Origin of the sequence: Coleofasciculus sp. E1-EBD-02 (assembly GCF_040218245.1) — a bacterium.
Lineage (GTDB): Bacteria > Cyanobacteriota > Cyanobacteriia > Cyanobacteriales > Coleofasciculaceae > Coleofasciculus.
Map to the genome: position 1 here is coordinate 1 of NZ_JAVJQN010000165.1, position 22508 is coordinate 22508.

Consider the following 22508-nt stretch of genomic DNA (forward strand, 5'->3'; position numbering starts at 1 on the left):
CCTCGCCGTTGCTGTAATCAGCAAACTTTGGTGTTAGGCTTTATGTCTCCTTCGTCTCGGGTGGGTCATTGACCACTTTTATCTTCGCTTTTTGGGAGCTACTTGTCAACAAATCGCGGCGTTTCCTCCCATCGGTAAAACGGAGGGTCTCCACGCCAAAGATTAGATGAGCGCGATCGCTCTCCCTAAAATGATACAAAACTTAATTTTATCGTCACTTAATTGTCTCAAACTGCATTGTCGTAGACAATTAGGCGTGGTAAAGTTCAATGTGGTGTAAAAGTACAGTAAACCGACCAATTTACCGTAGATTAAATCGGTACAATATAAATTACGGAACTGGAAACAACCACAAGACTGGTAGGAAGACTGGGAGTTTAGGGAAATGGTAAGTGCGATCGCACAGAAAACTCAACTGGATCTAGAGGGGGTCAATCGACAACTCGTCGATGCCGATGCCACCTCAATGGTTAAATGGGCAGCCGAAACCTTTGGCGATGGTTTGGTGATGAGTACCAGCTTCGGCATCCAATCAGCGCTGATGCTGCACTTAGTCACTCGCATCGTGCCTGACATTTCCGTAATTTGGGTCGATACAGGGTATCTACCCCCAAAAACCTACAGATTTGCTGAACAGTTAACCGAACAATTAAATCTAAATCTACACGTCTATCAGTCGCCCATTAGTCCAGCCCGTATGGAAGCCCTCTATGGCAGACTCTGGACAAAAGATGATCCCGAAGCGCTGAATTTGTACGACTATATGCGTAAAGTCGAACCCATGCAACGGGCATTACGAGACTTAAAGGCAACAGCATGGCTAGCGGGATTGCGGGCGGAACAGACACATCACCGTCAGACATTGCGTCCAATCGATATTCAGTCTGGGATTTACAAGGTATTACCGATTCTTAACTGGAGTAGCCAAGATGTCCATGAGTACATCACGGAACACAATCTGCCCTATCACCCCTTGCGTGAACTTGGCTATGCGACTGTAGGCGATTGGCACTCAAGCCGCCCAGTGACTACAGAAGATCAGCACGAACGCGACACCCGCTTCCGGGGAATTAAGCAAGAATGTGGTTTACATCTGCCAAAGACTCAAGGTGAAGCCCAGAGTCTCGATTCCAGTTCGCTGTAAGATAGCCGCTAGTACAAAAAGGCAGACGGCAGAAGGTAAGGAATAAGCTGTTCTGCATTTAAACCTTAATGTCAATAATGGCGAAATCCTTGACATAGAAACCTGGGTCGGGGCGGGTTTAGTCACATCTGGATTAGGACTTACGCAACACCTCTATCTGTAGGGTGCGTTAGCGTAGCGTAACGCACCATTGCCACAATATATGATGTACATGCGTAAGTCCTGCTGGATGCAACCGAAAAGTGAAACCCGCCCCTACACACTCTCCCACTCTCCCACTCAAAACTTACCTTCGTTACGCCACATACCGTGAAAAGAAAGATGGTAATTCCTTCCCAGAACAGTTTTCTGGGCGCAAGCCTTGCGCCCCTACAAAATTTATCCAATTAGGATTGCTATATAATGGCACAAGCTCAATTATTCTAAAAAGCCTTCTTGAATCAGAAACTCTCTAGCCACCTCAGCCGGTTCGCGCTTTTTGCCACTCACTTCATAATTCAGTCGTCGCATCGTTTCATTCGTTAACTTGGGTGCTAGCTGATTCAGCGCGTCTCGAATTCCGGGATGCTTGTCCAGTGTTTCTTGGCGCACCACTGGTGCAACTTGATAGGGCGGAAAAAAGTTTTGATCATCCTCTAATACAACCAAATTAAACGCGCTGATTTCACCATCAGTACCAAATGCCACAGCGACATCGGCTTGACCTTCACTTAAGGCTTGATATCTTAATCCTGGATCAGCCGGAATAAATTTTTCAAGCTGAAAGTCCCCATAAACTTGTTTTAACCCCGGTAATCCATCCTCACGCACCTCAAATTCTGGTGGACCAATCAGAGTTAATTGACTTGCCTGATCAACCATATCGGAAATTGTTTTAATATTATAGTCTTTCGCCCCCTCTGGCGTCATGACCAAAGCTTGCGTGTTATTCATCGGTGCAGGTTCTAACCAAACCAGATTATATTTCTCCTGATAACTATCCGCCACGGTTTGATAAACCTGCTGCGAATCACTACTGACAGGACGATTTAACACAGTTAACAAAGCCGTCCCCGTATACTCTGGATATAAATCAATTTGACCACTTTCCAAACCCGCTTGTGCCACAGGTGTTCCGCCTAAATTTAGCTTCCGTTCAACATCAAAACCTTGATTTTCCAGTACCAAAGCATACATTTCCCCTAAAATAAATTGCTCAGTAAAATCTTTCGATCCGACCTTAATTGCACTCCCACCCCCCTGACAAGCGATCGCGAACAGCATCGTCAACACAGCCAGTCCAATCAGCGTAACAGTTCGACGCATTCGGGGCATAAATCTACCAAGTCTCAACATTCTTGTATAGTACCAAGAAACAGATCAGTTTCCTACTAAGTGGCTGCTGATCCAAAACTGAGAGTGACATACCTCATCACTACTTTATAAAGTAAACATTACGAAAATACCCATATTTTTTTTGTGGATTATGGCGGATATCTCATGGAAGGGTTCTTTCGGCTCAATGAGCGATTATCTAACCCACTCGGCAATATCTCAATGTTTTATGCTTAAATAGTCTTTTTCATCAATCAATCCTTCGTCAGGAATAAGTAGGTTAGTGGAAATAAATTTAACTAGATTAACTTATGTAAATAAGCCTAAAACCCTTCCTGTTCCCTGTTCCCTGTGACACACCGAGCGTGTTACCGAGCGCAGTTCGACTAGGCTCACTGACCGTCGAGGTAAGCGTTCGACTGAACTTCGACAGGCTCAGGGGTCCGCGCTCACGCCGAAGTCCGAGGTGTTCCCTAATCTCCACCGCTAACTTTAATTGTGTCCACCTACTTAACAAGTCAAGTCCATTCTTTTTAATTCCTCCTGTGGACATCTGGATCACGTCTAGTCCTAATGACCAATGACCGAGAAAGCTATACTGAATTTATAGTCATGCAGAACGCGATCGCGAATACTATGATTTGTCATAAAAATTGGATGCTAGCTTGTTTAAGCTCATGGATAACTCTAGTTGGATTAGCAATTTCACAGCCAGCCCAAGCCGAGTCTTGGCTTGTCACAAATTTTAATAATGAAACTCAAGTTAAAGATTTGATAAAGTGTGGCTATGCCAAGGAACAAATTACGCTGAATACTCCTGACAAAGAAGTCTTGAATCAATTAGACATTACACCAGGAAATAGGATTGAAGACTATGCCGCAACTCGTTGCCAAGGATACCGACCGCCGATTCCGTTAATGGCATTAATCCCTCAATCTACATTTGGCAAAACTCTCGATGAATATCCAACATTATATTTTTATATTCCGGACGTAAGTTTAAAAAACGTTAAAGCTGAGTTTAGTTTCTACGATCAAAACTTAAAAACCATCATTTATGAAAAAGAAATACTACTACAAGCGAGTGATAGCATTGTTGCCGTTGATCTAGCCAATGCTCCAAATTTACCCCCCTTAGAGGTGGGCAAACCCTATTTCTGGTATTTCAGTATCATTTTTGATCAGTATGACCGCAGTGACAGCACTTATGTCGCGGGGTGGATACACAGAGTTACGCCAAATTCTCGAATTAATCAGGAACTAAACAGAGCTACACCTGAGGCGAAGCCTGCTATATATGCCAATCATGGGATTTGGTATGAAACTCTTGAAAGTCTAGCCCAGTTGCGTTGTTCCGATCAGGAGAATTCTACTTTAGCATCAAATTGGCAATCTGTATTGCAGCAAGTTGGATTATCCGACATTGCTAGAAAACCGTTGGCGCAATGTCAGTCAGACTTAATAGCCGAGCAGTTCTCAGAATCGACAGAATAACCTGAGTATAGGGGATCACAGGGAAATCATCGACTTTAGCGTTAAGCTAGGCTGGGATCAGTCGTGCCAGATTTATTACAACCAATACTATGGCGTGGGTATTTTCAGGACAATTAAGGGTTGAGCGGATAACGGTTGCGATCGCGAATTTGCCACCGTCGTTGCAAGGAACTAAGCTGGTACAGCTTAGCGATTTACATTATGATGGTTTTCGCCTGTCGGAAGCAATGCTGGCTGAGGCAATTCAAGTCAGTAATCAGGCTGAACCGGATTTAGTGCTGTTAACCGGGGACTACATCACCTATCAGCCAGAACCGATTCATCAACTGGTACGGCGATTAAAATACCTGGAAAGTCGTGCTGGAGTCTATGCGGTACTGGGAAACCACGACATTTATCACCACCAAGCTAAAACCACAGTCACTGAGGCGCTAACCCAGATTGGCGTGCGTGTTTTATGGAATAAAATTGTTTATCCTTTGGGGAAAGAATTAGCCTTAGTGGGATTGGCTGATTTTTGGTCGCGTGAGTTCAATCCCGCCCCGGTGATGAACCAAATCGATCCTCAAATACCCCGTATCGTCTTATCTCATAACCCAGACACGGCTGAACCCTTGCAGGAATGGCGCATTGATTTACAGCTATCGGGTCATACCCATGGGGGTCAAGTAGTAATTCCCGGATTTGGACCCATCGCCTTATTGCTACCGATTCTGCGGCGATATGTCCCTCGACCCCTGCACAAATGGATTCCCTTCCTGAGAGAATGTTATCGAGTGGTCGATCATTGGGAATGGGGTCAAGGAATGCATCAGATTGGTGCAAATCGTATGTATGTGAATCGAGGTTTAGGAACTTACGCACCTGGACGCCTATTTTGTCCGCCAGAAGTTACCATTATTACGTTGGCAAGGGCAAAGGGAACAGGAAACAGGGAACAGGGAATGGGCAAACCAGTATCACTAGAAACAGGTAACTAATATGTTGGGGTTCATCCGCTCAGATTTGGCTCAATTTACGGCGTACACTCCTCATCCAGGAGGAGATTCGGGTAAACCAATCACATCCGTTGATCGCGTGGATGCAAATGAAAGTCCTGATGATTTGCCCATTGAGTTAAAAGAAAAGCTGACATGGACATATCAACAGGAGATTGAGGCGAACCGCTATCCCGATGGTTCTCATCAAGCCCTAAAAGATGCGATCGCGAATTATGTGACGGAATCAGCTTCTCTAGAAACACCCGTAACCTCTAGCCAAATCTCAGTGGGTAATGGTTCGGATGAACTGATTCGTTCTCTATTAATTGCCACCTGTTTACGGGGAGAAGGTTCAATTCTCGTCGCCAATCCCACGTTTTCCATGTACGGGATTCTGGCGCAAACCCTGGGTATTCCTGTGGTAACAGTTGAGCGGTGTCCGGATAACTTTGAGATTAACCTAGATGAAGCTCAACGCGCGATCGCCCAATCTCAACATCCCCCTATCCGTGTCGTTTTCGTGGTTCACCCCAACTCTCCGACTGGAAATGCACTCACGGCGGCTGAACTCAAATGGTTGCGAAGTTTACCCGATGATATATTGGTGGTGATTGATGAGGCATACTTTGAATTTAGCCGCACCTCGGTTGTTAAAGAATTATCTCAACATCCCAACTGGGCAATTCTGCGAACCTTTTCCAAAGCCTTTCGCTTAGCCGCCCATCGGGTAGGGTACTGTATCGCCCACCCAGAATTAATTGCCGCATTAGAAAAAATGCGCTTACCTTATAATTTACCCAGCTTTTCCCAAGCCGCCGCCCTTGTCGCCCTGATTCACCGCGATCAACTCTTAGCCGCGATTCCCCAAATTATTGCCGAACGCGATAAATTATTAGCTACATTATCAGAGCATCCCGGCTTACAGGTTTGGTCAAGTGCCGCCAATTTCATCTACATTCGCCCTCGCCAACTGGAACAAAATACCCTAAGCCAGATTGTTCAACAAATGAAAGCCCAAGGTACTGTAATCCGAAATACAGGTGGCGGATTACGGATTACTGTGGGTTCTCAACAAGAGAATCAGCGCACCTTACAGCGACTGTACCAAACGTTTGAGAAGGATTCGCATTCCGGTTATTCTTGACAATCCGCGCTAAATTTATTGCGATCGCCTGAAACACCGTAGGGGCGCACAGACGTGCGCCCTCAATACTTCTTTATCTCAAAGGACAGGTCATTTGCTCGGATTCTTTCTCAAGCTGACGCACTAAGTCTTGATCTCCTTTTGCCCTCGCAACGTCTAAGCGACGTTCCAAAGACTGACAGATATTTTCCAGATGAGTAATGCTGGTTTGCTGGAATGCTTTTTGGCGCGAATTCTTCAGAAACCAAGAACGAGTTCCAACCATCGTCATCGGTGTCTCGACCTGGGTAGACTTAACAACACGGGGTTCACCTGGGTGATATCCAGCACCCCGCCACTTCAAATCATGGGTAGGTGGGGGTTCAGGAATATGTCTGAGATAATGAAACCGCCAATTTTGACCCCGATAGGTGCCGCCAATCTCGCCTTCGCTTATGTCTAATGTGGATGGTGTTTCATCGTAATGAACACCCCGATAACAACGTTTCATCTGCCTTGTCTCCCTTAAGTCTTTAAAAAAAATGATTTGAATTGAGTGATGTCTAGACTCTAAGCGTCTTAGCTGCGCCGATAAGTGACACCCCGATAGGTTAGTTCCGTTGACCCTTGGCGTCCAACTGACCCTGGGCGTCTCCGGTGCAGCTTCGGCTTGTGAATTTTCCAAGTGTGACCCCGGTATGTGCCACCAGTCTCACCTTCGGTTACGTCTGCCATTAATGGCTCTGAATCGTAGTTGACTCCTCGATAATGAAGTTTCATGGTTCATGCCTCCGATTGATTTCCACCACCAGCGAATCTTGGCTTGGGGGAAATGGGCTTCTTGCTCTAATTGGACTGAAAATGCATCTGACTTGGGATAGATCCCTGAATTCAGATAGCTTTATCAAAATATTTCTGTATATATTTTTACATTTTTAAGCCAAAACTGTCAATTATCCAGAAATGATCACATAAAAGTGGTGATTTCCCACCAATTCCAGTACCGAGGCGATGAGGGAGCAGGGGGAGCGGGGGGAGCAGGGGGAGCAGGGGGAGCGGGGGGAGTAGGGGGAGCAGGGGGAGCAGGGGGAGCAGGGGGAGCAGGGGGAGCAGGGGGAGCAGGGGGAGCAGGGGGAGCAGGGGGAGCAGGGGGAGCAGGGGGAGCAGGGGGAGTAGGGGGAGCAGGGGGAGCAGGGGGAGCAGGGGGAGCAGGGGGAGCAGGGGTAGCAGGGGGAGCAGGGGAAGATGGGAGACAAAATTTCTATAGCCCATTACCCTATTGCCTATTGCCTATTGCCTGACAAATGACAAATGACGAATGACAAATGACGAATGACAAATGACAAATGACAAATGACAAATGACAAATGACAAATCACCATAAAATACCGCCAGTCTCCACAAAACTGGCGGTGTCAATTCTCAGATATTCAGTTCAACTGAGGACAGCGATCTATCCTACATCGCAGAACCAACGCCTGCGTAGGCACCATAGAAGAAAAGACCAACAACGACTAGAACACCTGTTCCAGCAATTGTGGCGACAACCCACAACGGAATTTTTCCACTTCCAGACACGGCTAATACCTCCTAGTTCAAGCTAACGAATGATTGAGTTGAGTTAATTAAAGAAATAACTGGAAAAGAGAATGCCCAAAACAAAAACCAACAATAGACCGAGAAACAGAGAGGTCCGGTTCAGTTCAACTGGCTGGTTATTCGGATTGGGAGAACGTTCTGGCATGGATTTTATCTCCTATCGTTGAACAAATTGCATGGCGGCGATCGCGCCGAGGAAAAAGACGGTGGGAACCGCCAGCGTATGAACCGCTAGCCATCTAACGGTAAAAATTGGATAGGAAACGGGTTGATTGGGAGTATTAGTCATGATCTTTTACAGAAATCTCCAAACTTTACTTTACTTTTTGGTAAATTGATCGATTTGCTTTTTCGCCTCGTAGCGATCGCTCACAATCGGAACTTCCTGCTGCGGTTGCGTGAAATACTCGTTTGGACGGGGTGTGCCAAACACATCATACGCTAGACCTGTGCTGACAAATAGCCAACCCGCAATAAACAGAGCTGGAATTGTGATGCTGTGAATGACCCAATAACGAATGCTGGTAACAATATCGCCGAATGGACGCTCACCAGTAGTTCCTGACATAAATGCTTCCTCCTTCCCAGTAACAGTTATAATTCACTCGACCTTACTATTTTAAAACATCGAGCTGGCTTTATAGCCATGATCAAGCCGAGATAACAGTCAACTAATTTATCAGCGATCAAGCCGTTGTTTTTGCTGGGGGTTCATACTTGAGCAAAACACCTGCTTGACCAATAACAAATCCCTGTTCTGGCGTGATAAAGACAACTTTGTAAAAGTTGGATGGCACATCTTCTACTTCACGATCTTTGAGCCAAGTTTTGCCACCGTCAAAACTACAAAGCAAATTCCCACTACCCCCGGCGAGCCACACTTCATCGGGAGTTCGGTAGGCTAAATCCAGTAATCCCCAACTGGTGGAAAATTCGGGATAGATTGGCTCTTCCCAAGCTTCTAAATCTTCGCTACCACTAAATTGCAGCATTCCGCCTCGTGCTAATCCCCAGAGACGCCCGTCTTCGGTGAATCCCATATTTTGCAGACGCTTAGAACTACTACGTTCATGCTGTTCCCAGGCACTTTGACCCGGTTCCCAGGTTGAGTAAAAGTTCCCCCTAGCTGAAACCGCGACATATTTGCCATCGTTGGAACGGGAAATATTGCGAAGTACACCCACCGCTTCTTCGACTTGGGCTTTCCAGGTTTTACCTCCATCTTGGGTTTGGTAAATTGCACCAATTGTGGTCGTCATCTCCGCTGATTTGGGACCCAGTGCCAAAATCGTGTTGGGGTCTCCGGGTAACTTCTCACTTAAGGGGATGCGTACCCAAGAAACACCACCATCAGTGGTATGCAGCAGAATTGAGGGTTCGCCTACAATCCAGCCTTCGTCATCCGCAAAACTCACGGATGTGAAACGATATTTATTCTCATCCCCAACATCAAGGACTTTCTCCTGCCAGGTTTCGCCACCATCGGTGGTTTCCAGGAGTGTGGAATTGCTGCCAACAAGCCATCCATGACTTGGGTTATCAGTAAACCCAATATCCCGTAACGTTTCTTGGGTGGGTAAGGAAACCAGCTCCCAAGGGTTATAGCTCAAGGGTTCGGCATACTTACAACTAACACACAAGCAGGCGATCGCGAAGACTATTAAGATTCGTTTCAAGGTTTTCATGAAATCGCTCATTGGCAACATGCTGTCGTTTGGCGTAACTGAGACATTGGTGTATTAAGGAATTGCCTCCTCGGTTTAGCGCAGTCCGTATAAACTTATAAAGAAGATAACGCCTAGCAGTAAGGCTCCAAAAATCAAGACATTTTTTTGACCTGGGGTCAAACGGTTCACCCCAAAGCCATAGCTGAGGTTCTCCTGAAACCCAGAGGGGGCACCACTGGCACCAATATCCTGAAACTGGGGCTTTTTAGCACTGCATACTGGACAACGCCAGTCGCTGGGTAGCTCTTCAAACGGCGTCCCGGCGGCGATATTACGGTTACTATCTCCCTTGTTTGGCTCGTAAACGTAGCCGCAAGAGCGGCATTCGTAACGACTTGGCGCTTGTTCTGCCAAGGTTTGCTCATTGGCTGGTTCGATCATCGCTGGCAAAATTAAGTTGATGCAGCAAATCTTAAAACGTATGTTAAAAAATTTATCATAATAACCGACATTACGCACCAGGGAAGATGGGGGAGATGGGGTGTGGGGTGTCGGGTGTGGGGTGTGGGGTGTCGGGTGTGGGGTGTGGGGTGTCGGGTGTGGGGTGTGGGGTGTGGGGTGTGGGGTGTCGGGTGTGGGGTGTCGGGTGTGGGGTGTCGGGTGTGGGGTGTGGGGTGTCGGGTGTGGGGTGTCGGGTGTGGGGTGTGGGGTGTGGGGTGTGGGGTGTGGGGTGTGGGGTGTGGGGTGTGGGGTGTGGGGTGTCGGGTGTGGGGTGTCGGGTGTGGGGTGTCGGGAGATGGGGAAGATGAGGGAGATGGGGGAGCCATGTTCCAGACGAGCCATGGAGCGTCTGTGTGTAGGGGCGGGTTTAGGGACTAATATTGATTGTTATCCCTAGCTTGGCTGCAAAACCCGCCCCGCCCCGACCAAATGACAAATGACAAATGACAAATGACAAATGACGAATGACAAATGACAAATGACAAATGACAAATGACAAATGACAAATCACCTTGATCGAGCAATTCGCCAACTTAATAAAATGACTGGAATTATCCCAACCACAACGATCGCTAATGCAGGTGCAGCCGCCTCCACTAACCGCTCATCTGACGCCAGGTTGTAAACACGCACGGCAAGGGTGTCAAAATTAAAGGGTCGAATAATTAAGGTGGCGGACAATTCCTTCATCACATCCACAAACAGCAACATCCCCGCCGTGAGTAGTCCCCCCCACATCATCGGTGCATGGACTTTGACTAAGGTACTCGTCGGACTGTACCCCAAGGAACGGGCAGCATCGTCTAAACTAGGCTTAATTTTACCTAAACTGGCTTCCACACTATTAAACGATACGGCAAGGAAGCGCACCAAATAGGCATAAACTAAGGCGGTAATCGTACCACTGAACAGTAACCCAGTGGATATGCCAAATATCGCCTGCATTCCTGCATCAATGGCATTATCCAGTCTGCCAATGGGAATCAGAATTCCGACAGCAATCACTGAACCCGGTACAGCATACCCCATCGCCGCAATCCGCGTGGCTAAATGCATCACCAGGGTTGATCGCAACCGTAATCCATACGCCATAATGACTGCGATCGCAACACCCAAAACCGCTGTAATCACTGCCAGAATAAAACTATGACGGGCATAGACCCAAAACTCGCCCTCTAGCGTCGTCGTGGTATTTTTTAGCGTCATCTCCAGCAGGAGTGCAGCCGGAAGTAAAAACCCCAGACTCAATGGCACAAAACACGCCAACGACGCACCGATTCCACGCATACCCTCTAACTGATAACTGGGCAGTTGGCGATAACTGTTTGTGTTTTGATAATATCGTGCCTGACGCCGTGACCATCGCTCTAACCAAATTAACGCCAAAATAAATAACAGTAGAAAGGCTGCTAATTGGGCGGCGGCGACTCGTTCCCCTAAACCAAACCACGTCCGATAAATACCCGTGGTGAATGTCTGCACGCCAAAATACTTCACCGTGCCAAAATCATTTAGGGTTTCCATTAACGCTAACGCTACACCGGCTGCGATCGCGGGACGGGCTAAGGGTAATGCTACCGTAAAAAAACTACGCCACGGACTACACCCCAGACTGCGGCTAGCTTCTAACGTACAAACCGATTGCTCTAAAAACGCCACCCGTGCCAATAAATAGACATAAGGATATAACACCAGCGTCAGCATGAGAATTGCCCCACCCAGGGAACGAATATTGGGAAACCAGTAATCGCCATAACTCCAGCCAAACCCATCCCGTAACGCGGTTTGAATCGGTCCTGAGAAGTCCAAAAAGTCGGTGTAGGTATAGGCTAAGACATAAGCAGGTGCGGCAAGGGGTAATAATAGCGCCCATTCAAATAGGCGAGATCCAGGAAAACGGCACATCGTCACTAACCAGGCGGTTCCCACACCGATTAAACCAACACCACAGCCGACGCCAATCATCAGCCAGAACGAATTTGCCATGTAGCGCCATAAAACCGTTTGCGCCAAATGCTGCCAAATCTCACCCGCATCGGTAAAAATATTGCTCAATACAAATAAGACAGGGGTAGCGACTAAAAGCGCGATCGCTAAAACCACCAGCGTCCAGAAATTGATCCGCCGACGGCGTTCTTTTCCGGGAACGAGATCCGGTTTGGGCAGAGTCGAGGTAGATTGAGTCGATTGGTTCATCGTAAATGCGGCACCAGGATCAGAGCGATTTGCCAGTTACATTATGCTAAGACTACTGTATTAAGTGTTTAAGTGTTAAAGATTGATTGTAGGGGCGGGTTTGACCACTATCTTTGGTTTGTGACCATGATTTCACTAAACCCGCCCTGACCAAATGCAATAATTCTTTGACAAATGACCAATGACATAAGACCAATGACGAATGACCAATGAGCCGAAAAATCATCCGCACAACCAACGCCCCTGCACCCGTCGGACCCTATAATCAAGCGATCGCGGCGAGAGGGGAACTGATTTTTGTCGCGGGTCAAATTCCCCTTGACCCCAAAACCGGTGAAATTATTGGCGAAAATGATATTGCCAAGCAGACGGAACAGGCGATGGCAAATTTAGCCGCGATTCTGGAAGAGGCTGGGGTTCAGATGCAAGATATTGTCAAAACTACAGTATTTCTGTCGGATATGAATAATTTTGCGGCGATGAATCAGGTTTATGCCCGCTATTTTGACGAAGCATCCGCCCCCGCCCGTGCTTGTGTGGAAGTTTCCCGACTTCCCAAAGACGTTTTAGTCGAGATTGAATGTATTGCAGTTGTGTCTTAGATATTGCACAAACGTGGCATTCCAAGACTTCCATAAAAACAATTGTAGGGGCGACCCGCCGCATTCAATTAACATCTCCCAACCCTTAAATTTATCGGGTCGCCCTCCACCGGGTATCAGGAATTATCCGACACCGCGTACCTTTAAAAAAGGGCGAGTCTATATAGGTTAATTCTCACACCACCTACGATGTGCAGCGACTCGCCCCTACAACCGCGATCATCCCAATAATCCCGATCATCCCAATAATCCCGAAAATCTCGACAATCCCGATAGTTTCTGAAAAAAGCGACAGATGCAATATCTGAGTCTAAGCTAGATCTAAGGTGGATTCAATCCAACTCAGGTAATGATCACTCTCTGATCATTCTGCCACGTCTAGATCCAGATAAACCAGACAACGCTCTCTCATCTATGAAATTCCCTTTTCATTTTATCAAAGGATTTTCCTCCCTGTTTAAGCGCGTTAATCTCTTACTCATCGCACTGATTGGAGCTGGGTATTTAGGCAACTATTTCAGTCTATCCCTATTTTTTGGGGTGGACTTTTTATTTGGTAGTATCGCCGTCTTAATGGTGGTGTATTTTTATGGCATATTCTGGGGTACTTTAGCCGCCTTCATTGCCAGCAGTTATACCTACACTCTTTGGGGACATCCCTACGCCATTCTTATTTTTACCGGGGAAGCCCTGTTTATTAGCTTGCTGTTGCACCGTAAGACGGAAAACATGCTGCTTCTCGCTGGTATCTATTGGGTGCTGATTGGTATGCCTCTGGTTGGGTTATTTTATGGAGGCGTTTTAAATGTTGGCGCGACTCAAACCTGGTTGATTGTGTTTAAGCAGTCAGTCAATGGTATCTTTAATGCCTTAGTTGCCACACTGATTGTCACGAACTTACCCTTACAAAAATGGCTAACGCTTCGACACAAATCTAACCGACTTTCGCTACAACAAACAATTTTTAATCTCTTCGTTGCTTTTGTCTTATTCCCGGTATTAATCTTAACCGTTTTTAATGGGCGGCAGATTCTCAACAATATTGAAGCTGATATTCGTACTGAACTCAACGCCACATCTGCATCCCTCGTCGCTAACCTAAATTTTTGGTATCAGCAACATTTACATGCAGTTGAGGAACTAGCTGAGATTGCCGCTCAATCTCCAGAGCAATCCTCGGAATTTTTACAGCAAAGTACTGAATTAATTAAACGCAGTTTTGCTGATTTTATTAAGGCTTATGTCACCGATGCGAATGGCACAATAATTGCCGCTCAACCTCGATCCAATCCAGACGGGGAATCAACCATTGGCTTGAATATTGCTAAACACTCATTACTAGAGCAAACTGCCGCTAGTTTAAAGCCGATTCTCTCCGATGTACATATAGATGATGCATATCCATTACCTCATGTCGGCTTAAGTGTGCCAGTCATGGTTAATGATCGTTTTCGTGGTATTGCTTATGGCTCCTTGGATTTAAGTCACATTCAGGAATTTCTAAAGCTAAATATCAAAGAACGAGGATTACAAATAACATTGGTTGATCATCAAAATAACTTGATTGCCAGTACCCAGTCAAATGTGAGTATAATGGAACCCTTTGATCCGCGTCAAGGGGGTGAAATTCGTGCCATTGACGCTGATATTTTTCAGTGGTTACCCCAAGCTCCTGGCACACCAATCATGGTGCGTTGGCGAAATTCATTTCATGTCCAAGAAGTCTCACTCGATCCCTATCTTCCTTGGACGTTAATTCTTAAAATTCCGACTGCCCCTTACATTGATAATTTAGAAGTACTCTACCTGCAAAACCTGGCAACAACACTGCTGATTATGATCTTAGCATTGCTGGTTGCCGTTCTGTTAAGCCATCGATTAGTAAAACCTCTATTTAAATTGGCGCAGGTAACAACTAACTTGCCCCAAAAACTTCTGGATAACACTGTTCCTGTTGATTGGTCTCAAAGCCGAGTCCGAGAAATTCATTCCCTGGTTAGCAACTTTAAATTGATGGCATCTGTACTGATTCAAAAATTCCAGGAAATTAAACAGGCAAAAGAAACATTAGAAGAACGGGTGCAAGAACGCACGCAAAAACTATCACTGATTAATGATGAACTTGCCATCGAAATCAAAGAGCGTAAACGGATAGAATCCCTATTACGGGAACGAGAAGAACGCTATGAACTGGCTGTTTCGGGGACAAATGATGGAATTTGGGACTGGGATATTTTAACCAATGAGGTGTATTATTCTCCCGTCTGGATGCGGATTCTTGGCTATGAGGATAATCCCTTGCCCAACCGTCTATCAAGCTGGTCTGATCATGTTTATCCGGATGATTTACATCAGGTAATAGAGGATATTAATCATCATTTAGCTGGGAAAACCCAGATTTATGAAAATATCCATCGCATCCAACATCGAGATGGGCATTATCTGTGGATTGCAGCGAAGGGGCGCTGTATCCGCGATCGCGACGGCAATCCCTACCGTCTTGTTGGCACGATTACTAATATTACCGATAAAAAAATTGCCCAAGAACAACTCAAAGCGGCGAAAGAAGAAGCCGAAACAGCTAACCGCACCAAGAGTGATTTTCTGGCAATGATGAGTCACGAAATCCGCACGCCGATGAATGCAGTAATTGGCATGACCAGTTTGTTACTGGATACACAATTAACTGCCCAGCAGGGAGAGTTTGTGGATATTATCCGCAATAGTAGTGATGCGTTACTGACGATTATTAACGATATTCTGGATTTCTCTAAGATTGAGTCAGGCAATCTAAACTTAGAGAAACATCCGTTTAATGTACGTTACTGTATTGAGGAATCTTTAGATCTGCTATCGTCTAAGGCAAGAGAAAAAGGGATTGATCTAGCCTATTTAATGGACGCTCAAACGCCTGAATCAATTGTGGGAGATGTGACCCGATTGCGCCAGATTTTAGTGAATTTGGTTAGTAATGCGGTGAAGTTTACTGAAACCGGAGAGGTGGTGATTTCGGTAACCCCGATTGCCGAAATGCCGGATGATAAAATATGTTTACAATTCGCTGTGCGTGACACAGGAATTGGGATTTTCAAAACGCATATCGAGCGGCTATTTAAACCCTTTAGCCAAGTCGATGCGTCAACCACTCGTCAATATGGCGGTACAGGATTAGGATTAGCGATTAGCCAGCGACTGAGTGAACTGATGGGAGGCAGAATGTGGGTCGAAAGTCAAGAAGGTGTGGGTTCGACGTTTTATTTTACCGCGATCGCGACTCCAGTTCTCTCAGATTCAGAACCCGATAATCGAGAGCAAGTATTGACTGATAAACGTCTGTTGATTGTAGAAGATAATTCGGCGACTCGGCAAATGTTGACCGAACAAGCCCAATCCTTTGGGATACAAGTAGAAGCTACCGCCTCAACAACAGAAGCTTTAGCCCGGTTAAAAACAGGAAAACGCTTTGATTTAGCGATTTTGGCATCCCAGATTCTCCAGATGGAGAATTGGAGTTTAATCACGCAAATCCGTCAGCATCCCCATTGCCAGAACTTACCTATAGTCATGTTAGGATTGATCGGGCAAGTCGATACACACTCAGACACAGGATTACCCAACCCCAGCCGAGCGATCGCGGGATATTTGCATAAACCGATTAAACAGTCTCAGTTGTACAATATCTTAGTCAATATCCTGACACAGGAGGAAAGTTCACCAAGAAAGACTCGTTCCCATTCATCCAAATATGACCCCACCTTTGCCCACAGATTCCCATTAAAAATTCTCTTGGCGGAAGACAATGTGGTGAACCAAAAAGTGGCGGTTAATATGCTGAAGCGGTTGGGATATCGACCCGATAGTGTTGCTAATGGGTTAGAAGTCTTACAAGCGTTACACCGTCAATCCTACGATGTGGTACTCATGGATATCCAGATGCCAGAAATGGATGGATTAACCGCAACACAACAGATTTGTCAGGAATTTTCAGGATCTGCCCATCCTCGGATTATCGCCATGACAGCCAATGCCATGCAAGGCGATCGCGAAGAATGTTTGGCGGCGGGAATGGATGACTACATGAGCAAGCCTATTCATGTTGATGTTTTAAAACAGGTCTTGAGTCAATGTCAACCTCCGACAACGGAACAGCCGACGAAACAGCCAGTTCTTGATCCAGGGGTGATGCAAACCTTGCAAGAAATGGCAGGAGATGAACTCAGCGAAGTTATTGATTGTTACTTACAAGAAGCACCGGAATTGTTAGAATCCATACATGATGCCGTTAAGCAAAAAGATACTGAATTGCTGTATCATAAAGCACACAGTCTCAAATCCAGCAGTCAGGCATTAGGAGTGCTCAAACTTGCCCAGCTTTGTCAACAATTAGAAGCCCTGGGACGGGCGGGTACAATAGGTGAAGCAGAACAGTTAGTTTTACAGGCAATTACGGAGTATCAACAGGTGAAGCAGGCGCTTGAGTACGAAAGTCAGTAGAGTGCAACTGCAGTTAGGCTTCGCTATTCTCACCCGACGTTGTAAACTTTTTGAGAAGTAGGTTAGCCAATTCCCTATCTGTTTCAACCTTCTGCTGTCTGCCCTCTGACTTGTGTTGAAAAAAATCGATAAATATCTGTTCAGTCGCCACCCTCAACCCCGCTTGCAAGGCGCTTGGAATTGCGCCCAAGTCGGATTTTTTATCTTTCCCTGGTTTCCTGCTTTGGGGGCTGTGGGTGTGGGTTTTGCCTTAATCGGAACCTGGTGGCAAGACTATCGCCGGATTATCCAGCGTCCTCTAAACTGGGGACTGGGAATCTTGAGCCTTTGGCTAATTTTCAGCGCGACGCAAGCCTATAACTCCACGGAAGCATTCCTGGGTTTAGCAAATTTCCTGCCATTCTTTGCTTTTTTGGCAGCATTCAGTTCCTTAATTAAAACACCAGCCCAGCTACGGCGTCTCGCCTGGATTCTGGTGATTCCTTCTGTACTGGTTGTGATTCTCGGCTTTGGGCAGTTATTTCTCGGTTGGGCGCACCCACCACAGTTTCCCGCCCTTTTGGGTTGGGTATTAGAAGCCAAGGGAAATCCGCCAGGGCGGATGGCTTCAGTGTTCATGTACGCCAATATTCTGGCGGCTTATCTGCAAATTGTCTTTACTTTAGGGTTGGGACTATGGATTGAGATGTTTCAAGCTTGGCGAGAGCAGAGAGCAGGGGGAGCAGAGGGAGCTGGGGGAGCTGGGGGAGCTGGGGAAGCTGGGGGAGATGAGGGAGATGGGGGAGCAGAGGGAGCTGGGGGAGCTGGGGGAGCTGGGGGAGCTGGGGGTGTAGGGGCGGGTTTGACGGATAACTTATGGCGCCAAACCGATAACTTAACTAAACCCGCCCTTCTGGGGGAAGCGGGGGGAGTCCTCCTATTTTTAACTGGAGTGGAAATTGCGAATGCGATCGCGATCATCCTCACTCATTCCCGAAATGCTTGGGGTGGGGTGATTGTAGTGGGTTTGGCTTTTGCACTTTATCAAGGCTGGCGCTGGTTGGTGGGGATCGTAGTCGCGGCGGCTGGCGCTGTATTAGGAGCGGCGTTTAGTCCCTCTCCGTTACGAGATGGGTTGCGAATGATTGTTCCGGCTTACTTTTGGGCGCGACTTACCGATCAGCTTCATCCCGATCGCCCGGTAGCGTTGATGCGGATAACCCAATGGCGCTTTGCTTTATCGCTGACTCAGCAACGTCCTTGGACTGGTTGGGGATTGCGGAACTTTACGCCGCTTTACGAACAGCAGATGGATCTGTGGCTCGGTCATCCCCATAATCTTATCCTGATGTTGGCGGCTGAAACGGGTATTCCGGCGACAATCCTATTTTGTGGCTTAGTTGGCTGGATTTTCTGGCAAGGTGTTCTCTGGATAAATCAAGCGCGATCGCGACTCAATGGCGATCGATTAATTGTCTTTAGTTATTTAGTCGCATTCGGCGGCTGTATCCTATTCAATATGCTGGATGTCACGCTCTTTGACTTACGGGTGAATACGTTGGGGTGGCTACTTCTATCCGCGATCGCTGGAGTGGCTGCTTCTAAACCTGACAACAACAAACTCGAACCCCTTACAAATGACGAATGACGAATGACGAATGACGAATGACGAATGACGAATGACGAATGACGAATGACGAATGACGAATGACGAATGACGAATGACGAATGACGATAAGAACCGTTAACTTTAATTGTCCCCACCTACTTACAATTTTTCCAAATAGGTTAATAAATCAGCCATTTCCTGAGGACTCGGCTGAAACTTGGGCATCGGCGGGGTTTGACCACTAATCACCTGTTCAATCAGACCACTTGGGGATCTGTGTTTAGAAATATGCTGTAAGCTAGGTCCGACCTTGCCATCGGCGTGCATACCGTGACAATCGGCACAATTAATCTCAAAAATAGCTTGCCCTCGCACTGGATCACCGTCGAGGGACAAAACTTTCTGGATATAGGGATCAGAAACTTGCAGCACCTGAAATCCGAAGATGCCGATGCCGATCACGAACAGTAGGGCGAGTACCATCATGGTAATCCGCCGAACTAGGACTTGAGGTTGGTCAAGCTGGTTCTCCAAGGGATCTCCTGCCAAGTTGAGAATTTTTTAACAAAGTTGAACTGGACTCACACTGCAACACAGGTAGAGTTACCCAGGAGGATATTAGTGTAACAGATTAGAAAGAAGTATGTCGATTCATAAACATAGCTTAAAATTTATGGACTGAGTACGCAAGCTGGAATCAGGAATGTAGTGTAGCCAGCAGTAGGGAAGCGGTTGACTCGCAAATCTTACTGGTATTGAGTAGCGATTGGGTCATCTCAGCTAGTAGGATGAGAAACAAGCAAAAAAACTTAGTATTTGGAGAACGATCATGGTTGAACCATTGCTGTCGGGAATTGTTCTAGGCTTAATCCCTGTTACCCTGGCTGGGTTATTTGTCGCGGCGTACCTACAATATAAGCGGGGGAACCAATTGGAATTGTAGTAGAGACGTAGCATGCTACGTCTCTACACTCAGGGCGGGTTTGAGGTATAGTCATCATCAATCGCTTGCATGTAATTCCCTCGCACCCGCCCCTACAAACCAGCTTCCCTAAGCGAAGTGAAGGATCACGCGCCATACCCTCGATTGCCGCGAAGGGTCAAAACTTCCCCTTGAGGCGGTAAAACACTAAGGCGGTGTTGCCGTAGACTTTCTGGCGACAAATTTCCAGTGTAGAGACGTAGCTAGTTACGTCTCTACAGTCAGAATTTTCTTTTACCTTGCCACCTTCCTCCTTCTCTTCTGCCTTCTGCCTTCTGCCTTCTGCCTTCAACAGTTGCGGTGTCCAGTGGTTAGGACTATACTCTACCGCTAATTCACCCTGATCAGCCAGGAGTTGATAATGCGCGATCGCCTCTAGAACCGGATTGTACAAATCACTGGCGTAGGGAGGATCAAAGTAAATCCGGTCAAATTGCTGATCAGCCAGCGTTTTTAATCGCCCCACCACATCTCCTCGTATTACCTGAAAGGTTTGCTCTGGTTGAGCCACTTGCCGCCAATTTTGTTGCATAATGGAACAGGCTTTGCCTTTTATGTCAATACCTACCACTAAAGATGCGCCGCGACAGAGTGCTTCAGCCCCCATAGCGCCTGTACCCGCACACAGATCCAGCCAACGACATTGGGCGATCGCACCTTGCCAGATGTTAAATACCGCCTCCCGTACCCGTGCTGATGTCGGGCGGGTTTCTAGCCCAGGTAAAGTTTTTAGCTGTCGGTTGCCATAAATTCTCATGAATCATACCAAGTCGGGTAACATCGGTTGTGTATAGTGGGAAAAGGGTAGGGGGTAGAAGGGTAAGGTCTTTGTCCCAATAACTACGGGTATGATAGACGAAGTCAACAACCCACGCTTCATCCTTAACGGATAGAAGCGGGGCGTGTAAAAGCGCTCTTGTTGATTAGCCTCAGCTAGGAATAGCTACGTTATGAAGGAATATATAGGTACTTCAAGGTGCTTCACTAGCCTTGAACTCTACGGTTCTAGATTAAACAGTTCTGATGGGTAGGAAGAGTGTCTAGAACAATAAACCCTTCATAACTTATGCGAAGTGAACCACTCGCAAGAGATGAACTTCATCTAGTTCAAACCAATGACAAAAGTGCTAGTAGTTAACAAAGATAGTAGACCATTAATGCCGACAACGCCTCCTAAACAAAACAATATGATATCAATGATTATACCCTTGAATTAAGCCTTGAACTAAAGTTCAGGCTAAAAGCTTAAACCCGTTAAAACGGGTTAAAAAACTTACCCAGTAAGCTCGATTCTTACTTTAGCTTTGACGCGGAAATTTATTTCCCAGCTATGGGAGTCAGCGCCATTTAGTTTAAGTCAAAGCCATTCCTGTTAAGCTGATGTGCATTTAAATTGGGTATTACCTGTTCCCTGTTCCCTGTTCCCTGTTCCCTGTTCCCTGTTCCCTGTTCCCTGTTCCCTGTTCCCTGTTCCCTGTTCTCAACCGTTAACGTTAATGAAAGTCTGACTACTTAATTTATAGATAACTTATGCAGTCCTACGAAATTGAAGCACCTCCCTGGTGGGTACAACGCTGGATTGACTTACTCAATTCCTATCGCTTTAAAAAGCGTTTGGAACGCGCCCGCAAATACGCCAAGGAAGGCAATGTCCTCAGTATTGAGTTTGAAGGTCCCCAGGTATTAGCACGGGTACAAGGAACAGAACCAGAACCTTATCAAGTTTCCCTATCGATTGACCCATTTACCGAAGAAGACTGGGGTTATGTGGTGGAAACGATGGCACAAGAAGCTATTTATTCGGCTCAATTATTAGCTGGAGAAATGCCGGAAAATATTGAGCAGGTGTTCACCGCGAATGGGTTGAGCCTATTTCCCTTCACGCTTTCAGATATTCATTCAAAATGTAGTTGCCCTGATCCCAAAAACCCCTGTAAACATATTGGTGCGATTTACTATCAATTAGGCGATCGCTTTAGTGAAGATCCCTTTGTCTTATTCCAGTTACGAGGACGTACTAAAGCACAAATTCTGGATGATTTGCGTCATTTACGGAGTACAGGAAGTGTAGAACTAAAACCTGAGAAAAAAGCAGAGGTTGAGTCCCAATCCAGTCAATCCGCCGTTACATCCAGTCGGTTAGAGAACCAGCCAAATGAGGGAGAAGCAGCCGTTGATACCCCCGTTAAACTTGAGCAATTTTGGCAATACGAAGAACCTCTTGATCCCTCTCTGGTTGTCATTACTCCTCCTCCTGACAACCGTACTGTATTGGATGTCTTGGGGACAATCCCCTTAGCAGCGGCTGATAGTCGTGTCATGCAATATTTTCGGGAAGTTTATCAACTGGTTAGTCAACAGGCGATGATATCCGCCCTGAATCGGGAAACCTAATCCAAGAAGAGTCCAGGGCAGAAGGCTGAATTTGTTTATGGTAAGTAGTGGCGTGGCACACCTTATTTGATGAATTAGAATTACGCCCGGAAACTGTAGGGGCGCAACGACTTGCGCCCGATTCAATGATAAAATCTATTCCACAATTTTAGCTGTGCCACGCCAGTAGGTTGGTGGAAATACAGCGGTAATAGCTGTATTAACACACCCTGCTACCGTTAAAGTCCCCCTTCAGATCCCCCTTCCGTCCCCCTAGTAGATCCCCCTTCCGTCCCCCTTCAAAAGGGGGAGACCTGATGTTGCTTCTCTTTTTGTTCCATGGGGGATTTTGGGGGATCAAATGTATACCATAAGAGCGGAAAGTGCTGTAAACTCAACGGTCAAGTATGTTAGGTGCAATTACTGGAGATATTGTTGGCTCAATTTATGA

Annotated in this window: 24 protein-coding genes; 12 read left to right on the forward strand and 12 right to left on the reverse strand. The window is 46.4% G+C overall.

All coding sequences use genetic code 11. From position 1 onward, the window contains the following. The first annotated feature begins 385 nt into the window (after nucleotides 1-385). Nucleotides 386-1144, forward strand: coding sequence for a phosphoadenylyl-sulfate reductase (locus RIC07_RS26395; RefSeq protein WP_446381266.1), 759 nt, complete (start codon nucleotides 386-388; stop codon nucleotides 1142-1144). 417 nt (nucleotides 1145-1561) lie between these two features. Here the strand turns inward: RIC07_RS26395 and RIC07_RS26400 are convergent, their stop codons facing one another. Then, complete coding sequence (locus tag RIC07_RS26400; RefSeq protein WP_446397108.1) at nucleotides 1562-2458, reverse strand: glycine betaine ABC transporter substrate-binding protein; 897 nt, start codon at nucleotides 2456-2458, stop codon at nucleotides 1562-1564. 573 nt (nucleotides 2459-3031) lie between these two features. Here RIC07_RS26400 and RIC07_RS26405 point away from each other — a divergent pair. From RIC07_RS26405 to RIC07_RS26415, 3 genes are all read left to right on the forward strand, one after another. After that, nucleotides 3032-3952 (forward strand): DUF928 domain-containing protein, encoded by a 921-nt coding sequence (locus tag RIC07_RS26405; RefSeq protein WP_446397109.1) that lies wholly within the window; start codon nucleotides 3032-3034, stop codon nucleotides 3950-3952. Between the two features lie 89 nt (nucleotides 3953-4041). Then, on the forward strand, nucleotides 4042-4932 hold the full coding sequence (locus tag RIC07_RS26410; protein WP_446397110.1) for a metallophosphoesterase: 891 nt from the start codon (nucleotides 4042-4044) through the stop codon (nucleotides 4930-4932). A 1-nt stretch (nucleotide 4933) separates the two neighbouring features. After that, nucleotides 4934-6076 (forward strand): histidinol-phosphate transaminase, encoded by a 1143-nt coding sequence (locus tag RIC07_RS26415; RefSeq protein ID WP_446397111.1) that lies wholly within the window; start codon nucleotides 4934-4936, stop codon nucleotides 6074-6076. 73 nt (nucleotides 6077-6149) lie between these two features. On the opposite strand, the gene pirA is transcribed toward RIC07_RS26415, so the two are convergent. Further along, nucleotides 6150-6566 (reverse strand): arginine synthesis PII-interacting regulator PirA, encoded by a 417-nt coding sequence (gene pirA / locus RIC07_RS26420; protein ID WP_446397112.1) that lies wholly within the window; start codon nucleotides 6564-6566, stop codon nucleotides 6150-6152. A 68-nt stretch (nucleotides 6567-6634) separates the two neighbouring features. Further along, entirely contained in the window at nucleotides 6635-6835 is a 201-nt protein-coding gene (locus RIC07_RS26425) for a DUF4278 domain-containing protein (protein WP_446397113.1), read from the reverse strand. Nucleotides 6836-7032: 197 nt separating this feature from the next. Here RIC07_RS26425 and RIC07_RS26430 point away from each other — a divergent pair, with 197 nt between their 5' ends. After that, a complete protein-coding gene (locus RIC07_RS26430) occupies nucleotides 7033-7356 on the forward strand; it encodes a hypothetical protein (RefSeq protein WP_446397114.1) in 324 nt (107 codons plus the stop codon). 157 nt (nucleotides 7357-7513) lie between these two features. On the opposite strand, the gene RIC07_RS26435 is transcribed toward RIC07_RS26430, so the two are convergent. The 6 genes from RIC07_RS26435 to RIC07_RS26460 form a co-directional block, all read right to left on the reverse strand. Beyond that, nucleotides 7514-7633: a photosystem II reaction center protein J gene (locus RIC07_RS26435; RefSeq protein WP_006106138.1), complete on the reverse strand. Its 120-nt coding sequence runs from the start codon at nucleotides 7631-7633 to the stop codon at nucleotides 7514-7516. 43 nt (nucleotides 7634-7676) lie between these two features. Beyond that, entirely contained in the window at nucleotides 7677-7799 is a 123-nt protein-coding gene (locus RIC07_RS26440) for a photosystem II reaction center protein L (RefSeq protein ID WP_006106150.1), read from the reverse strand. A 12-nt stretch (nucleotides 7800-7811) separates the two neighbouring features. Further along, nucleotides 7812-7943 (reverse strand): cytochrome b559 subunit beta, encoded by a 132-nt coding sequence (psbF, locus tag RIC07_RS26445; protein WP_006106146.1) that lies wholly within the window; start codon nucleotides 7941-7943, stop codon nucleotides 7812-7814. A 30-nt stretch (nucleotides 7944-7973) separates the two neighbouring features. Then, nucleotides 7974-8222 (reverse strand): cytochrome b559 subunit alpha, encoded by a 249-nt coding sequence (gene psbE, locus RIC07_RS26450; protein ID WP_006106101.1) that lies wholly within the window; start codon nucleotides 8220-8222, stop codon nucleotides 7974-7976. A gap of 118 nt (nucleotides 8223-8340) precedes the next feature. After that, the gene (locus RIC07_RS26455; protein WP_446397115.1) at nucleotides 8341-9351 is read right to left on the reverse strand and encodes a photosynthesis system II assembly factor Ycf48; all 1011 of its coding nucleotides are present in this window, start codon (nucleotides 9349-9351) and stop codon (nucleotides 8341-8343) included. 63 nt (nucleotides 9352-9414) lie between these two features. Continuing rightward, a complete protein-coding gene (locus RIC07_RS26460; RefSeq protein ID WP_446381283.1) occupies nucleotides 9415-9762 on the reverse strand; it encodes a rubredoxin in 348 nt (115 codons plus the stop codon). 102 nt (nucleotides 9763-9864) lie between these two features. Between RIC07_RS26460 and RIC07_RS26465 the strand changes: the two genes are divergently transcribed. Then, nucleotides 9865-10200, forward strand: a complete 336-nt coding sequence (locus RIC07_RS26465) for a hypothetical protein (RefSeq protein WP_446397116.1) — start codon at nucleotides 9865-9867, stop codon at nucleotides 10198-10200. A 129-nt stretch (nucleotides 10201-10329) separates the two neighbouring features. Here RIC07_RS26465 and RIC07_RS26470 read toward each other — a convergent pair whose 3' ends face one another. After that, nucleotides 10330-12018, reverse strand: coding sequence for an ABC transporter permease (locus RIC07_RS26470; protein ID WP_446397117.1), 1689 nt, complete (start codon nucleotides 12016-12018; stop codon nucleotides 10330-10332). Between the two features lie 209 nt (nucleotides 12019-12227). Here RIC07_RS26470 and RIC07_RS26475 point away from each other — a divergent pair, with 209 nt between their 5' ends. The 3 genes from RIC07_RS26475 (at nucleotide 12228) to RIC07_RS26485 (ending at nucleotide 18741) form a co-directional block, all read left to right on the forward strand. Beyond that, nucleotides 12228-12620 (forward strand): RidA family protein, encoded by a 393-nt coding sequence (locus RIC07_RS26475; protein ID WP_446397118.1) that lies wholly within the window; start codon nucleotides 12228-12230, stop codon nucleotides 12618-12620. A gap of 414 nt (nucleotides 12621-13034) precedes the next feature. After that, nucleotides 13035-17114, forward strand: a complete 4080-nt coding sequence (locus RIC07_RS26480) for a response regulator (protein ID WP_446397119.1) — start codon at nucleotides 13035-13037, stop codon at nucleotides 17112-17114. 112 nt (nucleotides 17115-17226) lie between these two features. After that, entirely contained in the window at nucleotides 17227-18741 is a 1515-nt protein-coding gene (locus RIC07_RS26485) for an O-antigen ligase family protein (RefSeq protein WP_446397120.1), read from the forward strand. Nucleotides 18742-18861: 120 nt separating this feature from the next. On the opposite strand, the gene RIC07_RS26490 is transcribed toward RIC07_RS26485, so the two are convergent. Continuing rightward, a complete protein-coding gene (locus tag RIC07_RS26490) occupies nucleotides 18862-19236 on the reverse strand; it encodes a c-type cytochrome (RefSeq protein ID WP_446397124.1) in 375 nt (124 codons plus the stop codon). 295 nt (nucleotides 19237-19531) lie between these two features. Here RIC07_RS26490 and petG point away from each other — a divergent pair, with 295 nt between their 5' ends. Next, nucleotides 19532-19645: a cytochrome b6-f complex subunit V gene (gene petG, locus RIC07_RS26495; RefSeq protein ID WP_006106132.1), complete on the forward strand. Its 114-nt coding sequence runs from the start codon at nucleotides 19532-19534 to the stop codon at nucleotides 19643-19645. A 157-nt stretch (nucleotides 19646-19802) separates the two neighbouring features. On the opposite strand, the gene rsmD is transcribed toward petG, so the two are convergent. Continuing rightward, a complete protein-coding gene (gene rsmD, locus RIC07_RS26500) occupies nucleotides 19803-20441 on the reverse strand; it encodes a 16S rRNA (guanine(966)-N(2))-methyltransferase RsmD (RefSeq protein WP_446397121.1) in 639 nt (212 codons plus the stop codon). Nucleotides 20442-21066: 625 nt separating this feature from the next. Here rsmD and RIC07_RS26505 point away from each other — a divergent pair. Together RIC07_RS26505 and RIC07_RS26510 are read left to right on the forward strand one after the other, a co-directional pair. Next, nucleotides 21067-21192, forward strand: coding sequence for a hypothetical protein (locus tag RIC07_RS26505; RefSeq protein ID WP_446397122.1), 126 nt, complete (start codon nucleotides 21067-21069; stop codon nucleotides 21190-21192). A gap of 22 nt (nucleotides 21193-21214) precedes the next feature. Beyond that, nucleotides 21215-22078 (forward strand): SWIM zinc finger family protein, encoded by an 864-nt coding sequence (locus RIC07_RS26510; RefSeq protein WP_446397123.1) that lies wholly within the window; start codon nucleotides 21215-21217, stop codon nucleotides 22076-22078. Nucleotides 22079-22508: the final 430 nt, after the last annotated feature.